Raw genomic sequence first — 17234 nt, forward strand, 5'->3', positions numbered from 1 at the left:
CGTTCATCAATGCATTTGTATAAAATAATGTAAAATTCTCGAATCAAAAAGGTAATTTTTAGCATCCTCAATAAAGTAGAATTAAAACTCTGTTGTTTCGGCACTTTATACTACTTAAGTAAGTTACAGTGCTATTGTCCATAGTTCCTGGTTGTCGTATGCGTGTATTTAACGCCCTCTCTTCTGTTGGTCTTTATGTAGGCGTTTTTTTGGTAACAATTGCCCAACCTGTTGTTGCTCAAAGACCAACACAGAAACAACCCTCAAAACAGACTCCCGCGCCTGTACCTCGTAGTGTAAAAGCACAACCCTCAAAACAGACTCCCGCGCCTGTACCTCGTAGTGTAAAAGCACAATCGCCACAACAACCTCTCGCACCTGTACCAAGTACTCCACAAGGACAATCGCCACAACAACCACCTGCGCTTGTACCTGGTACTCCACAAGAACAATCGCCACGACAACCTCCCGCACCTCCACCTGGTAGTGCTGACTTTGTAGCCCCAGGTTCCATAGAAGGGACGTCACCCCAATTAAACCGCTACGTCTTAGGACCTGGAGATGCCATTAATGTTTTGACTCAGCGTCCTCCGGGTGCCTATCGCTTAGGACAAGGAGATGCCATTGCAGTCTCAGTTTTACGCTTCCCAGATTTAAGCTTTCAATCCCAAATCAACCCAGAAGGAAACATTGTAGTGCCGTTGCTAGGAACAGTGTCACTCAAAGGCTTGACTCTGGAAAAAGCACAAGAAAAAATTCGCTCAGGGTACAATCGTTTTGTCGTCGATCCCATTGTGACGTTGTCACTAGTAGGACAGCGTCCAGAGTTAAATTTTTCGGCTCAAATTAACCCAGAAGGTAACATATTCGTGCCGCAAGTAGGGACACTGTCGGTACAAGGCTTGACGTTGGATGAAGCGCAAGAAAAAATCCGCGTGGCTTTAAGTCGCGAATTAGTTGACCCAGTTGTGTCAGTATCGCTCGTAGGACAGCGACCAGTTCAAGTCACAATCAGTGGGCAAGTCAATCGACCTGGAATTTATCCGATTGGCTCTGCAACACCTCGTGTGAGTGATGCGTTATTTTTAGCTGGTGGTTCTGCAATGATGGCAGATCTGCGGCAAGTACAAGTCCGTCGGAAACGGCTTGATGGTTCTGTGGTTTCACAAAATATTGATCTGTATACTCCATTACAAAATGGAGGGGAAATACCTAACTTCCGCTTACAGGATGGGGATGCGATCATTGTGCCGCGTCGAGAACTCGCAAACGATGATAGTTATGACCGCACCTTAGTGTCTCGCTCAACCTTAGCATCACCACAGATTAGAATCCGTGTGTTAAATTATGCTGGAGGGGGGATTGTCACTGTGCCTCTGCCTAACGGTAGTACTTTTATAGACGTATTGACAGGAATCAATACTGACAGTGCAAACCTCAGTGAAATAGCACTAGTTCGCTTTGACCCGGAAAGAGGTCGAGCCGTCAGGCAAACAATTAATGCTAAAAAGGTATTGGCAGGGGATGTATCTCAAAATGTACCACTTCAAGATAACGATATTATCGTAGTGGGTCGAAACCTAATTGCTAAAATTACTAATATCCTCAGTACAATTACTCGTCCTTTCTTCGATGTTCGCAGCTTCCTGGAATTTTTTGATATATATGACAGATAAGTAGCCGTCATGAAGTGCGTACACTCAAGAGAGAAGAAAAATTTTCTCATATCCCCGGAGTCAGGGTGCTTTTTCAAGTCAGTGTCTGTAGGTTTTTTAGAAGAGAAGGTAAGGGAGAAACGAGGTAAAATTATGAACTTTCAATTATGAATCATAAAAATTTTCTTATAATTCATAATGGATTAATTTATAATTTATAAGTCGTAAAAACCGAAACTCTATAATAACTCTAGCCTCATTTATACCTAGTTTTTATTTGCTGCTGCTATGACTCCACCGATTGTTAAACGCTACCTCATTGCTTTCGATAAGTACAAGTGGATTGGACTAGCTAGTTTTGCCTTAGTTGTAGCGGGTTCAACGGTGGTGGCTTTGCAACCACAACAATCTAAATATATAGCGAACGGCGCACTCACCTACAGTCGTCCACCAGTGTCTTTTTCGACAACAGGTAGCGAAATTAATCAGCAAGGACAGGAACTGAGCCGGGATATTTTGCTATCAGACCCAATCATTGATAGTGTGGCAGCGAAACTCAATGTTAAGCCAGCAAAGATAGGTGCAAATGTTGTCCTGACTATGCCTGAGAGAGAACCAAAGACAGGACAACTACTTTCCACACTCCTAGAACTGAAATATCAGGATAGCGATCGCCAACGAGCTGAACAAACATTGCAGGAATTGATGCAAGCAATGATGCAGTTGAGCGCGGAAATAAATACACGGCGATTAAAAGCAATTATTACCAAAGTTAACGAACGCATACCACAGGCGAAACAGGAATTGCAAGTCGCTGAACGCAAGCTAGAACTGTACGATCGCAAAGAGCGACCAGCAATATTGGCGGCTGAGAATGGAAGTTTGCTCAACGCCATTAATAGTAGCCAGGTACAACAACGGCAAATTCAATTGACTGTTTCTGGAATTGATGCTCAAATTCGCAGTCTACAAGAAAAGTTGGGCTTAAACGTCAACCAAGCTTATGTCTCTTCTGCTTTGAGCGCCGATCCGATTATTGCTAACTTGCGAGCGCAAATTTATCAAATTGAATCCCAAATAGAAGTTTTTAGAAAAGACTTGCGTCCCGATCACCCGACAATGGTTCAGTTGCGGCGTCAGAAAGACGCTTATGAAAGCTTACTGCGGCAACGAGGCGGTGAAGTTGTAGGCGGTGAGCAAGGAACAGCACCGCTTCCCACTACTGGTGCAGTTCGCTCCCGAAGCAACCTAGATCCAGCAAGACAACAGCTGGCGAACCAACTGGTGGGTTTGCAAACCCAACGTGAGACATTGCAACAGCAACAGACTGACTTAGTGCAAGAAGAAGCACGGTTGCGGCGAGAGTATTCTCTGATACCAAATAAGCAATTAGAGCGATCGCGTCTAGAACAGGAAGTTGGACTTAAAAGAGCCGTTTATGACCAAATGCAGGTGAAACTCACCGATGCAAAAACAGCAGAAGCTGAAACAGTCAGCAGTCTCGGTGTTGCTAGACCACCAGTAGCGGTTGCAGCGAAAAGACAGGGTTTGGGTGTGCCTGTGACCTTGGGCGTAGGCAGCTTACTAGGATTGTTGGTGGGTGGCGGAGTTATATTTTTACTCGGGTCATTGGAAGGCACCTTCAAAACCAAGGAAGATATCCGCGACATCCTCAAACAACGAGAAGTTCCTCTCTTGGGGGAATTGCCTATGATGCCAGTGGATGGGGTGAATCTTGGTGAAGTGCCAGTGGTTCTTTCTCCAGAGTCTTATTATCTGGAATTTTATGAAAGGTTTCGCAGTAATCTGCGCCGCATTGGTGAGAGAAACTTGAAGGTGGTCTTGATTACCAGTACCAGCAGTTACGAAGGGAAGACCGTAAGTGCTTATAACTTGGGAATAGCATCTGCTCGTGCGGGAAAACGAACCTTGATTGTGGAAACCGATTTGCGATCGCCCTCTCGCTGTTCTTCTTTGCGCGTGACTTCTGACCCCGATGCCACAGTTGAACCTTTGCGTTATTACGGCAGCTTGAGCGAATGTATTCGCTTAGTGCCAGATATAGAAAATTTATACATCCTTCCCAGTCCTGGTCCTGTGCGTCAATCAGCCGCAATTCTTGAATCTAGTGAAATGCGAAGGCTGATGGAAGATGTACGCGAGCGTTTTGACTTAGTGATTTTAGACACAACTCCTTTAGGGTTATCGAACGACGCTTTGTTAATTCAACCTTATAGCGATGGCATTGTGCTGGTGGCAAGACCAAATTACACACAGGAAAATATGCTCACTGAGGCGATCGACCAATTGATCGAATCTGACCTTGGGTTGTTAGGAGTTGTGATCAACGGTGCTGATGTCAGCCTTGCTCTACCTGCATCAGTTCTTAGGTCAAACTATCCACCTGAAGAACAATCGCAAGCCGTTGCAAATGGAATTAGAAGATAGTTAATAGGGTGTGTGTTAGCCCCCAAACTTAACTCCCCAATCCCTTTCCTTCCCTACAAGGGAAGTGGCTAAGGTAAAAGCCTCTCTCCTCTTAGGAGAGAGGAATGGAAGTGAGGTAAAGCTAGTTGCTAGTCCCTACATACGACACCCGGTAAATCACACCGTTGGTATCATCTGTGAACAACAGCGAACCATCCGGTGCGATCGCAATACCCACCGGTCTGCCAAACTGTGTCAATTGTTCTTCGTTCAAAAATCCTGTGATGAAGTCCTCAAATTTTACTGGTTTGCCATTTTCGTATCGCACCCGCACAACTTTATAACCTGAGGGAGGGTTGCGATTCCATGAACCGCGCATAGTTACAAAAGCATCGTTACGGTATTCTTCAGGGAACTGGGATGCTGTATAAAATATCATTCCCAACGGCGCACTATGTGCCGTGTAGGTGAGTGCTGGCGGTTGTGTATTAGCACAGTATTCCTCCTTTGTTGTGCCTGTGGGATTTGCTGGCAAGTACACATCCGGACGGCGATCGGCATAACAAAAGGGCCAGCCGTAGTTTCCGCCCTCAGCGATGAGATTCAATTCTTCTGGCGGTTGCTCATTACCACGCCAGTCAGAACCATGATCCATACCCCACAGTTCTCCAGTTTCCGGATGCCAACCAAAGCCGATGGTATTACGTAAGCCTGTGGCATAAATCGTGCGATTACTACCATCAGGTTGCGCCCGTAGCAGAGTCGCGCTTTCTGGGTTCGTCTCTCTACACGCGTTACAAGTGCTACCTACTGTAATGTAAAGCAACCCATCAGGACCAAAAGCAAGGGTGCGGTTTGGGTGTTGTCCTGCATCTGGTAAGTCATTAATCAACTCCTGCGGTTCGCCGATGACCCCCGGCGACTGTAAATCTGCAGCATAAAGTTGTCTGTCTGTGACAAAGTAGAGACGATTCTGATAAATCGTGATGCCATTGATGTATTTGTAACCTGAGGCAACCGTTCGTATTTCGTCAGCACGCCCATCTTGATTAGAATCAAGCAGAGCCAACACATCGCCTTGTTCGCGGCGGGTAAGATAGATCGTACCATCGGGAGCTACTGCTAACATCCGGGCATTACCCAAGTCTTTGGCAAATACATTGATGCGGAATCCCGCAGGTACCTGGAGTTGTTGCAGCAATGATTCGTCAAATTGGAGTTGTTGAGGCGTTACCAAATAGCCCTCAACTTGCTCTACCCTTGGTTCCTGCGCTTGTTGTGCATTGCCAGGAAGGGTTATGCTCAACAGTAAAGCACAACTGATGAGTAAGCTTCTTGCTTTCACGGCATCTTTCCTTAAATGTTGATAGGAGAAGACTGAGCTACTAAAGGCAAAAGTATGAAGTATAAAAATTTTTATACTTCATCCTTTCTTTCAGTATTCATTTGGAATGATTTTTCGTGAAATAGTCTAAAACTATGCGGGTGATAACCGCATCTTTCTAATGGGATAGCAATTGCTACCTTAAGCTTGTCAAAATGCCTCTGTCTTACAGCGGTTTTCTGTAAGGTGGGCATTGCTCACCACGATCTCAAATGTCATCATATAAACTTTTAGGAGCAATGCCCACCCTACGATTTGTGGCCTTTCTTCCGAAGTTCAGCCATTGCCATTTCTGGTTTTAGCTGGGTAGGTTATGTACGGACTGGATACCGTGATTCAGCTATCAACGAATCGCACATTGGATCTGATTGCGTGCCGTGAGATACAACAAAAGGTGCATCAAACAGTGCGTGCGCTATTTCCTCTGGTGAACCGTTAGCATATAACAGAGAACGTCCCGCCTAATAGTAAAAACTTTGTTTGCATCAGGCGTTGGCTGTGGCGAATCACTGTCTCTTGCTGCCAAGGAAGTTGTATGTCACTGTCCATAGGTTTCAGCGTTTCTTCTCGGGATCAGGACTTGGGCTATTTTACCGTTTCTTTATACAAGATTGTTCATTTTGCTGGTTTGGTTGGGAAAAATATGACTAGCGCTGCCAAATGATATCAAATATCAATCTTTCTTTAGTATAAATATAAGTAGATTTTCGTATCTGCTATATGTATCGGTTTCGTCAAATTTTAGGTATATACTTAATAACGGAAAAATACGCTGTTAAATGAACACAAATAAGACTGCGAGCATTACCAGCATTATTGAAAAACGCCTACCCTTGGCTGAAAAAATAGCAGGTATAGAGGCGGAACTCAAATCTCTTGACTCAGCAATTCGTCATCTTCAAAAATATCGTTATCAGTTGCTTAGACAAGTTGATGACCCAAATGTGGCTGGGCTTTTGGAAGAAATAAATTTTGCAACATTAGAATTTAGTATTAATACTGAAGTAGAAGCGCTAGTGAAACTCAAAGAGCGCTTTTGCCGCAAGATACTCAAGATTGGAGTCGTTGGAAGAGCAAAGCAAGGTAAGAGTCGGCTGCTACAAAGTTTAACAGGACTGACGGGTGCTGAAATTCCAGATGGAGAAAGCCATTATTGCACGGCGGTTCGTAGTATTATTTATAACAATCATAATGAGGAAACTTACGCTGAGGTTTGGTTTCACTCAGAGCAGTCATTCCTAGATGAACTTATTAGTCCTTGTTATGAAAAACTTGGCTTAAGCGAAAAGCCGAAGACAATTGATGAGTTTGCCGCAAAACCTCTGCCTTTGTTGGCCAGTGACGATCCTAAATATCCCGAGCAGGGAGGGATGTATGAACAACTAGCACAGTATCATATACATTGGGATAAGTATCGCCACTTATTTCAGCAACCCTCACCTCGCCGCATTTCTAAAGATCAGATTCGGAAGTATGTGGCTCAGGAAACTCCCTACGTTCAGCGTATATTTTTTAACCCTTCGGGGTTCTCCTACAAAGACGCTGCGCCTGGCTCGTCGCGGAGCGACGAGCTTACGCTAACACCAACTGTGCGCGTAGCGCTTACGCCGTCGCCTGGCTCGGGAAACCCTCCCGCAGCACCGCACTTTCACTATCTGGCAGTACGGGAAGTGAATATTGTTTGTAAATATCCTAACGCTGATGTTGGACAAATAGCTTTTGTCGATATGCCTGGTTTGGGTGATACAGGCATTTGCGATCAACAGCATCTGATGAAAATTTTAGGGGAACAAGTTGATGTGATCTTGTTTGTGCGGATGCCAAAGTCAACTGGCGACTCCTGGACGGATGTAGATCTACGCCTGTATGACACGGTACGTGCAGCACAAGCTGATCTGCCAATCAACTTGTGGTCCTTCATGGTACTCAACCGTACGGAAGTTGATTCACCCTTTCGCGACAACTCAAAAAGCTGCCAAGATTTGGCGCAAGATATTGCCAACAAAAATATCGATGTTGTTGAATGCGTAACAGCTAACTGCGCTAATACGCAAGAAGCTGACAAAGTTCTTGAGCGAGTTCTTGATTACCTGAAGGCAAAAATCACTGATTTAGATTACAAATACGCTTCCTTGTGCCAACAGCGATTAATTTTACTCCAAAATCAAGTGAAAGCTGAATTAGACAAAGTCAGCAAGGCTTTAGATTTAGCAACGCATGATGATATTCATAGGTTTGCATTGTTCGAGGTCAAATTCAAGGAACTTTGGTGGACTCTGACAAATAGTCTGGAGAAACTGCTCAAGGAGCTGAGGAAAAAGCGAGAAGCAGTTGATATGGACTTTAAAAAGCAAGTAGAAGTAGCTTTGCAGGCTTGTCGAAGTGATACAGGAATTCCGTCAATTCAAGAAATAGAACAGCGCTTTTGTGTTGAAAAAAGCTACGCCATTGTATATGAAAAGTACCTCAATGAAATCCGCGCTCATTTATCGAAACATCTGTTGTTACTAGATATTGGTTTGGAGCGATCGCTTGACAAAGTCAAATCGCAAGTGGCACAGGTACTCATTGAAAAGGGACATTTGGGAAAACTGACGCAAGCTAAAGGAACTGAATTTATCGCAGACATTGCTGCGCAAATACCCGATGAACTCGTACCAGGGATACCTAGTCAACTTAAGCATGGGTTCCAAACGCTAGCTGAGTTTAAGCTTTCTTACCGGGGATTATTACAGCACCGTATTCGCAAACATCTGGATGGACTGACTCCAAACGAGCCTGCAACCCTGAAGCTTTCTGGATCACCCTCTGCTGAACAAGTGCTGCTTAATCTTAAGATAGCTTATGCAGAAACTGTTGGTAAGTGCGAAAAAGCCTTGAAAGAGTTGCTGAGCGAGCCTAGCCTAGCTATTTACGCAATTCTAGAAGAATTTATAGATTGCATACTTCGCGCTCAAAATGTAGAGAGTGAATGGCGAATCTTTTTACAAGACGTGCGCGGGCAAATTTGGCAGGAATTTCAACTGGGCGATCACGAAGTGGGCGCTCTGCGCCATCGCTCAAGGGGCACAGGCATTGGCGATCGCACTCAACTCCAACGCGAGGTGCTTGACTCAGTAGAGCAAGCAATAGCCGCGAATCAATCAGAGTTGATGCACTTTTTGAAGTGATCCAAGATACTCCGTAATCATCATTCATCATCTCGTTCCCAGGCAAAGCCTGGGAACGAGATGATGACTTGACTAAAAGTATCGCCCGAATGAAAAGCTGTCATAGATGAGTTCTAGGCTGTTTATCAACGATTATGAAAACGAGTATAAGCTACATACTTGGCAACTTTTGTGCAAGTACACAGTGTAGGTGTGTTTGTCACACTTAGCGATCGCTTAGCTTGGTAGTTGTTTTGATCATCCCAACTTTATGTAGCCTAAATTAAGCTATACAGATATTATGAAGCTAAGTTTTAAACCAATCTGTTACTTGACATTAGAACTAGAAGTCTTGCTTATCTCGCAGAAAAGCGCCTCCCAGTCAATGACAGACGGTCTTGCTCCCTGGTTTACTAAATCAAAAACTAGCCCTTGACAAAAAGGGCTAGAAATGCATTCTACACAGGCGGCTGCCACATCAATCCGGCTAGTCTGACCTGACAATGTATCGTTTGTACCCAACACGACACCAAACTTGCTCCCTGTTTTTGCCTTTAACAAAGTATTCAGGTCGTATGAGGTATAGGGACCATCAATGAGACGTCCTGGACGAATGATGGTGTAGGGTAATCCGGAACTGATGACGGCTTCCTCACCTTTGAGTTTGGCATCAAGTACGCCAAATGCATTAAGGATACTAAAAGGAAGCTTATCCTTACGAAGAACTCCGGAGGAAGACACAAAAACAAACCGCTTCAAGTTGCGAGGTGCTGCTGCTACTATATTGCTGACACCTTGGGCATCAACTTTTGCAGGACTATTCTTTGCCTTTGCTTCACTATCTTTGGGGTTAAGAAACACCTGAACCCATTCAATCAAGTTAGGAGTTTGGTCAAACTCCCACCTCGCAGAGGGAAAGGCGGTAGTTCCAGTGCAGCATATGATGTGGGTGACATCGTGCATTGCAGCTGGTAGTGTATTCGCGTCGCGTATGTCACCAATGGCAACTTCTACTCTGTTATTAAACATCTTTTGGGCTTTTGCTGCATTGCGTGTCAAGACGCAAACTTTATAGCCCTTCTCTAGCAGATTGCTGACCACAAGTTGCCCCACTCCACCTGTAGCACCAGCAACGAGTACCAAATCATCAACTGACGTTCCTTGGGAAGTCATAACTGTGCATTAAATGGTTTACTGCTAGTGTACTCAAAAGTTATGGTTTACAGTACCTTACGTGAGTTAATAAAATCCACCTAAATGGAAACAAGATATGTTAAACAGGCAATCTCCCTAATCGGAAGATTCGGTTTTAACCGCGTAATTCCTTCAATATATGTAAAAACACGGCTTTAAAGTATAAATAAAATCTCGGTCTGTGGGTAAAACATTGGACTTTGGAAAGTACTACCCAATCTGTTTGCCTTCTTACCGGAATATTTAAATAACCTAGGACTTCCCCATAATATAAATAGTGCGCTTGTCTGTAACAGTAATAACTTTTTGGGGAATCAATAATGAGTCCAGCAGCACCAACTGAGGCGGATACTCCATCGCTCGTCACACAAGACTATAGAGATTTGTATCGACAGGGCAAACGGCTTGAAAAGCAAGAACGTTATGAAGAAGCTATCGCCTATTACAACAAAGCTATAGAGATTCGCCCTGATGAATACTGGGTTTGGTATGACCGAGGGAGCGTCCTGCGGGAATTGGGTCAGTATGAGGAAGCGATCGCAAGCTTTGACCGAGCATTGGCACTTCGCCCCAATGATTACTGGGCATGGTATAATAGGGGCTATATTTTCCTAGAAGAACTAGAGCAATTTGAGGAAGCGATCGCCAATTTTGACAAAGCCCTGGCAATTCGCCGTGATGATTATTGGGCGTGGTTTCGTCGCGGAGATGCCTTGAGACATTTGGAGCGCTATGAAGAAGCAATTTCCGATTATGATCAAGCTCTATCAATTCGCCGTAATGATTACTGGGTGTGGTTTCGTCGCGGAGATGCCTTGAGACATTTGGGTCGCTATGAAGAAGCGCTCAAAAGTTACGACGAAGCCCAATATATCCGTTCAGATGAATTTTGGATTTACTACAAAATAGGAGATACTTTGAGATATTTAGAGCGCTATGATGAGGCGCTTGCAAGCTATCAAAGAGCAATTGAACTGAACTCAGATGACGAATATGCTTGGTACAATTGCGCTTGTTGTGCAGCCCGATTAGGAAAAGAATCGCTAGCGATTGAAAGCCTTGAAACAGCGCTGAAAATCAACCCGAATTTTCACATATTTGTCAAGACTGACCCCGATTTGGACGTTATCCAAGATAATAGGTATCTTGAAGATTTGCTGTGCAAAATAGCTGAGTGGAACGCATAAATGCGCAAAAGGAAGATTGTTGGGTTTCTACATGGTTAACCCAACAACATTTATTTTGAAAGATTCCTAGTCAGCGCTGTCTACCCTACGGGAAGCCGCTCTCGCGTCTACGCTCTCAAAGTGGAGGACGCGCATTCCTCACTACAAACCACGCCTAACCATCATAATTCATGACATGAAAGACTATTGGTTCATCTCATTAATTTTGCTGGGTTGTAGAGACGTTCCATGGAACGTCTCTACAGGATTTGTGTCATTTACAAATACATCAGAATTAATGACATAAAACACTATGACGGGTACTAACTATTTTTGAGCCTCAATCTGGTTGACTGCTGTCAGCGCTGAGTAACTTACGCCAGCAGTCCCTTCGCCTGGGTGGGTGGAGTCACCAACAAGCCACAGATTATTGATGGGTGTACGATTGGCAAAACCAAAAGGACCGAAAGTGGATATCCTTTGACCAATACCACCAACAATACCGCGATCGCGTGCTGTGTACCTTGCAAAAGTGCGGGGAGTAGCAGCTTCTACATGAACAATGGTTTCTGGTTTCAGGTAAAAGAACTTTGCCAGGTGGGAGATAGCTTCTTGTGTATACTGTTGCTTTAACCCCTCATAATCCTCAGTCAGCCACCACTGTTTCGGATCTACAAAGGAAGAAGCAATAATTGTCGCTTTTCCATCTGGGGCGCGCCCATCTCCTCGATGACTCACAGAAACAAACAGGGAATTATTCTCCCCAATGGAACCTTTGGCATCATACATAAATTGCAGATGGGGCGGACATCCAGAAGGAATGGCGCTTTCGTCTACGCCCAAATACACAACAAAAGCACCTGATGCGGGTGGTAGTTTTTCGACTCGTTGCTTATAACCATTGGGAACCTTTTTGCCCAACAACTGCACCAAATTCTGCGCGGTAACATTGGCAACTACGTGGTCAGCACATTCTGTCCAGACTTCGTCAGTTTTCTGATTGCGAATGACCACAGTGTTCGCTTTGCCCTTTTCGATTTTGATATGTTCCACCGTGTGGCGCATGAGCAATTTGCCACCATTTTTTTCTAGGGCTTCTACTAGGCGATCGCTCAGGACTTGCATACTACCTTGAAGATGATACAACCCCTGCGGCAGTTGCGACACACTCAACGCTGTCGCTGCATATAATAAAGCTGTTTCTTCTGCATCTACCTGAGAGTAGAGTTTAAGTTGCAAATCCAAAAATGTTTTTAAGCGGTGGTCATTTCCCAGCTTGTAAGCACGCAATGCATCCCCAACTGTAAACAACGTGTAGGGTACAGTTTTGAATGTACTAGGACGCACTGCTTTGGTAAGCTGTAATAAATCCCACAGGTTACGTGGCGGTAGCACTGGGTCGCGTCCTTGAAATTCCCAACTGGCTTTAAACAAAGCTGCCATCAACTGCCAAAATGGTTCGCTACCAGGAAACTGTTTTTGTCGTTCCTCTTTCCATTTGTCTGGGTCTCGCCAAACGTTAATGGGTGTGTCTTCACCAGGCAAATACACTGCACAAGCGGGATCACAAGGCATTGCTTGCGGTAAGTCAATTTCCAATTCTGTGAAAATACGGTGGTGAATTCCCCCTGGTTCCAACCCTGCTACCTGAGTCGCTCCTACATCAAAGGTAAACCCTTTGCGTTTAAAGGTAGAAGCGCACCCTCCTGGTACGAGGGCTTGATCCAGAACTAAGACACTGTAACCTCTACGGGCTAATAATGCCCCAGCGGTGAGTCCGCCAATTCCAGCACCGATAACTATGACGCGGGATTTGCTGTTGCCAACACGATGATCTGGCATTGATGTTTATGACATAAATCTTAATATTTATATTAATAATTTTAGATGATGTCAGAAAAGTCGTAGATTTGGTTCAGTTGGGCAAGAGGTTGGCGCAAGTTGTCTGCGTCGCTACCTGTCCCTACAAGCAGCCGCCTGTCATCTCTTTAGAGAAAGCCTCAAAAAACTCCGATGGTGTCTAAAAAGCCTTCGATAATATATTTTTCAAAGCTTTTCTTCCCCCTTCTGCCAAGCCGATGCAGTTTCTGTACCCATTGCTTGCGGCTTGTGCAGATAATAACTCAGCCATGTCACCGGACTAAGTATTGTACACAAGAGTTGACGCTGGCGATGGGATAAGCGTGAAAATGCAATATCATGACCCAGAACCGTCAAGGGGTTAATGAACGTGGCATATCCTTGGCAGGGCAAATTTATCAAAGCCTTGAGTTGAGCCAAAGTGTAGCCACGCCGGACATGACCCCATTCCCCCATAACTTCTGCCTCACTAGGGCAGATAGGTTTCATGAATTTGTAGTAGGGAAACCGCCAATTTTCATTGGGAGTACTAATTAGCAGAAAACCACCTGGACGCAAAACTCGCAAAGCTTCTGATACTGCCTTTTTGTCATCTGGTACATGTTCCAAAAGGTCGAACATTGTCACAGCGTCGAAGGACTCACTTGCAAAAGGTAAAGCAGTGGCATCCCCACACACAAAGCGCACCCGTTTTTGTTGGTTACAGGGTGCTTGGGCGTATTCAGGGTTTAAATCTAGATTGGTGACTTGCGCTTGAGGAAATAACAAGGCAGTTAAACCACTTTGACCACCCCCAACTTCTAAAATGTCTTGAATGGGTTTGTCGGGAGTAATGCGGTGGATGGCGTGCATCTTTTCCCGGTAAAAAAATCCTTGAGTCAAGGGATGGGGAAAAGGATTGCAGGACAGAAAATCAGCTAATGGTGTCTTATGCATAGATGTGTGCTGAGTTAATACTATTAGTAGTCTAAGTGCGGTTTTTTTTCTGAAAAAGCTTTCTTTTTAAAGTATTATTGATAATAATTGGTAATGCCGAAAGTACCCCCTTAAGTGACATATTTTTGGGGTCAGATGCTGCTAAATACTTTTCGGCTTCTGCGGCATACCACTGAGCAGCCTTGTTTTCGGCGATATATTTTTCAACGAATTGTAAATATTTTTTTGGATGGACTATTGAAAGTTGATTTTCCCTAGTTAGTTCAAATTTATTTTTAAGAAGATAATTTGTTGGTGATTCCAGATAATCTTTTTGGGCAAAGATTAAAATATTTTGGGCATACCAAATTTCCACATTATCATTTTCCCAAACTCTTGGTCTGATACAATCAATCGCTACATATCCTTTTTTTTGAAAGTATTTTGCCCAGTAGTCTAGCCATTGCTCATTAATATGTTCTCTTCCCCCTTGAAAGGGTATTGCAGCAGAGAAAAGAATCACTGATCCCAACTTTGTCAGCGAATCTACAAATGTTTCAGCGCAATCCTCGGGCAAGTGTTCAGCAACCTCCAAGGAAACGACTAAATCAAACTGTCTATCTAGACTCAAAGGATTTTTCAAATCAAACGATAAAAACCTGTCTTGAGGAATTTCTAAATTTTTTTTATCTACGTAATCACCATCTACGCCCCAAATATCCTCAACACCATGTTCTTGAAATACAGATAACCAAGTGCCTGTGCCACAACCAACATCAATAACTGACTTTGGATGAATGAACTCAAAAATTATAGGAATAATCTCTTTAGCTGATTTGGTCGAACCATCTTGGATCAATTTAAAAAAATCTTCTGTATAAGTTTGCATATGTCACCTCTTAATTGCTTACTTTAAGATTTCCAAGTCGATGACAACACATGAAGTGCTGTACAGGTTTGATGAGCAAAATCTCTTTTTTACTTAATAATGACTTTGGTAAAGTATCTATGCTGTAAGTAGAATTTAACTCCTGAGAAACAGCCTAATACCTCTGTTAATAGCATTTTGTTGAAAGATTTAAAGCCCTTTAAAAGTCCAGATAAAAACTGCCGGGTATAGTATTTAGGTAAGGCAACAAATAGACGACGCAGATTACCCCAGTGCTGATATCTAGCAAACTGAATCAAAAGGGCTGCCACATGACCACGCATATACTGATACATTTGCTGTTTCAAGCTATCTAGATCGCTGCGATGGTAGTGGTAAACCACAGATGTTGGTTCATAGCGACAAAGCCAGCCTTCAGCTAGGATTCTGTACCAGAATTCTGAATCCTCACTACATCCTGAAGCGCCTGCTCCCAGCCGTTCGTCGAAGTCCCCTACTAGTTCAAAAGCCTTGCGTCGAAACGCCATGTTGGCTCCAGCACCGATACGCCAAACAGGAACACCTCGATGCTTCATCTCCTCAAAGAACTGAGAATCAAAAGTGAGAACACGGTATCCCTGACTAAATCCTCCAAAGTTTTTTTCAAATAAGACTTGCGCTTCCGTTTCTAGTTCTCCTGGGAGGACTAGCCCAGTCACAGCCATCACCTTTGGGTTCTCAAAACCTTGTTGCAATCGTGCGCTCCAGTCAGGATGGACTATCACATCATCATCAGTAAAGGCAATAATGTCGCCAGTACTGTGGTGGATACCAGTATTACGCGCCACACTTAATCCCGGACGTGGTTCTAACACGTATTGGATACCAGGCATTTGTGCAACCAGTTGACGTGTAGCGTCGTCCGAAGGGGCATTATCGACGACTATAATCTCTTGTGGCGGTTGCGACAAATTTTGCAGTGAGCGCAAGCATCGTGCCAACTGTTCTGGTCGATTCCGCGTACATACTATCACGGAAATAGAAGCACTGACAGGTTGAGAGCAGGATTGGTGCAGCTGCTTGAGGGGTTGCTGCAATGCCATCAGTGCCTGAAAGTCAACAGGTGTATCCCGTGAAGGGTTTTGGGAAATGACAGGCAAAGGCGCTTTGAAACCGTGGTCTAATAGGCGATCGCCCACTGCTGGCGTAATCGTTTGCACAACCAGATTTGCTAGTTGGCTAGCAGGCATTGGCAACTGCGCTGCTGAAATTTCCTCGTGACCAAGGGGAATAGCATACCACCAAAAAACCACATAGATACCTTGATACTTTGGTTCAGCGGTTAGTGTAGGGATGCCTTCACTTAATTCAATATGCAGAACTTTCCAGGGAGCAAAGGTAGTCATGAGAATTGCCTCCGAATTTGCTCAATACGCTTTAACGAACGGGGATATTCGCCAAAAAATCCGACAACACCGCCCCAGAATTCAGCCAAAATCATCGTTGGGGGTAATACATGACGACCGCTCAAACTATCTCTAAATTGCTTTAACTGGTCCTTGAGCCACCACCATATAAGACGGCGTAACTGAGAACGTTGGGGTGGATCACTTTGGTAAGACTTCACCACAAAAGCCATAAAGCCTAAACCCCAAGTCCAATATTGGCGACGTAGTTTTTCATATTCCCGGCGGTGCTGGTGAAAAACCAAATATTGAGGTTCGTATACGAGTGGATAACCTGCTCGAATCACTCGATAAAAAATATCCAAATCGCCACCGCCTGGAAGGGGTGCGCCTGTATCCAAAGCATCATCAAATCCACCAATTTTTAGTAAAATATCCCGCCGAAAAGCCATATTGCAACCCGCTCCAAAAATTCCGGCTCCACAGGGGTGTAGGGAATTGCCGGGTAGAACTTGACCATAGCGAATTTTCTCAAAGCCGCGACGAAAGCCACCTTTTTGTTCAAATAAAATTTGAGCGTCTGTAGCTAATTCATAAGGCAGCACCAGTCCTGTGAAAGCGGCAGCATCAGGATTTTCTCCCCATGCTTCCATTAAACCATCTAGCCATTTACGGTCTACCACTACATCATCATCCACGAAGGCTAAAAGCTCACCCGTTGCTGACTGCAAAGCGCAGTTTCGTGCAAAGTCCAGACCTGGTTTTACTTCTCGAACATACCGTACTCCTGGTAAGGATGCTACCAATTCTTTGGTGCGTTCATCAGAAGGAGCATTGTCAACTACCAAAATTTCCAATTTTGAAGCTGGTGTTTGTAAATTCAGCAAAGATTGCAAACACCGTGCCAAATTGTCCGTACGGTCTTTAGTACAAATTGCCACTGTAAGAGAGGGGAAATCAGTCAAAGAAGCAGGCGTTATTAGTTCTTCTCGTAGACTCTCCTCAAGGAGTTTCTTTCCAACTTCTTTGGCAATCAATTCAGCTAAATCTTCCGGAGTCAGCACACTTTTTGCTGGTAGTGCTTGCATTAAAAAGCCGATAGGTTTATCTTTGCGTCGCAAAATTAACGCAATACCTGTATCAGTTTCCGAAACTGAGACCGTGGGTAAAGGTTGGGTGACTTCGATTTGGATGATGCTATAGGGCATAA

General features: G+C 44.2%; 11 protein-coding genes. 4 read left to right on the forward strand and 7 right to left on the reverse strand.

Features of this window, described 5'->3' with window-relative positions; genetic code table 11:
* Positions 1-158 precede the first annotated feature (158 nt).
* Together AACT52_RS24745 and AACT52_RS24750 are read left to right on the forward strand one after the other, a co-directional pair.
* Positions 159-1676, forward strand: a complete 1518-nt coding sequence (locus AACT52_RS24745; protein WP_073633703.1) for a polysaccharide biosynthesis/export family protein — start codon at positions 159-161, stop codon at positions 1674-1676.
* A 267-nt stretch (positions 1677-1943) separates the two neighbouring features.
* The gene (locus AACT52_RS24750) at positions 1944-4103 is read left to right on the forward strand and encodes a GumC family protein (protein ID WP_073633704.1); all 2160 of its coding nucleotides are present in this window, start codon (positions 1944-1946) and stop codon (positions 4101-4103) included.
* A gap of 121 nt (positions 4104-4224) precedes the next feature.
* Here the strand turns inward: AACT52_RS24750 and AACT52_RS24755 are convergent, their stop codons facing one another.
* Entirely contained in the window at positions 4225-5427 is a 1203-nt protein-coding gene (locus AACT52_RS24755) for a PQQ-dependent sugar dehydrogenase (protein ID WP_073633705.1), read from the reverse strand.
* 818 nt (positions 5428-6245) lie between these two features.
* On the opposite strand from AACT52_RS24755, the gene AACT52_RS24760 reads away from it, so the two are divergent.
* The gene (locus AACT52_RS24760) at positions 6246-8636 is read left to right on the forward strand and encodes a GTPase domain-containing protein (protein ID WP_073633706.1); all 2391 of its coding nucleotides are present in this window, start codon (positions 6246-6248) and stop codon (positions 8634-8636) included.
* A 306-nt stretch (positions 8637-8942) separates the two neighbouring features.
* On the opposite strand, the gene AACT52_RS24765 is transcribed toward AACT52_RS24760, so the two are convergent.
* Positions 8943-9788 carry an SDR family oxidoreductase gene (locus AACT52_RS24765; RefSeq protein WP_073633707.1) on the reverse strand — a complete coding sequence of 282 codons (846 nt, stop codon included), beginning with the start codon at positions 9786-9788 and terminating at the stop codon, positions 8943-8945.
* Between the two features lie 341 nt (positions 9789-10129).
* Between AACT52_RS24765 and AACT52_RS24770 the strand changes: the two genes are divergently transcribed.
* Positions 10130-10996, forward strand: a complete 867-nt coding sequence (locus tag AACT52_RS24770) for a tetratricopeptide repeat protein (RefSeq protein ID WP_073633708.1) — start codon at positions 10130-10132, stop codon at positions 10994-10996.
* 306 nt (positions 10997-11302) lie between these two features.
* Here AACT52_RS24770 and crtD read toward each other — a convergent pair whose 3' ends face one another.
* The 5 genes from crtD to AACT52_RS24795 form a co-directional block, all read right to left on the reverse strand.
* Positions 11303-12817 (reverse strand): C-3',4' desaturase CrtD, encoded by a 1515-nt coding sequence (gene crtD, locus AACT52_RS24775; protein ID WP_073633709.1) that lies wholly within the window; start codon positions 12815-12817, stop codon positions 11303-11305.
* Positions 12818-13021: 204 nt separating this feature from the next.
* Positions 13022-13771: a class I SAM-dependent methyltransferase gene (locus tag AACT52_RS24780; protein ID WP_073633710.1), complete on the reverse strand. Its 750-nt coding sequence runs from the start codon at positions 13769-13771 to the stop codon at positions 13022-13024.
* A 31-nt stretch (positions 13772-13802) separates the two neighbouring features.
* Entirely contained in the window at positions 13803-14639 is an 837-nt protein-coding gene (locus tag AACT52_RS24785; protein WP_073633711.1) for a class I SAM-dependent methyltransferase, read from the reverse strand.
* 89 nt (positions 14640-14728) lie between these two features.
* A complete protein-coding gene (locus tag AACT52_RS24790; protein WP_073633712.1) occupies positions 14729-16024 on the reverse strand; it encodes a glycosyltransferase family 2 protein in 1296 nt (431 codons plus the stop codon).
* Entirely contained in the window at positions 16021-17232 is a 1212-nt protein-coding gene (locus tag AACT52_RS24795) for a glycosyltransferase family 2 protein (RefSeq protein ID WP_073633713.1), read from the reverse strand. The genes AACT52_RS24790 and AACT52_RS24795 overlap by 4 nt, the downstream gene beginning before the upstream one ends.
* Positions 17233-17234 lie beyond the last annotated feature (2 nt).

This window comes from Scytonema sp. HK-05 (assembly GCF_963872035.1).
Classification (GTDB): domain Bacteria; phylum Cyanobacteriota; class Cyanobacteriia; order Cyanobacteriales; family Nostocaceae; genus Kalymmatonema.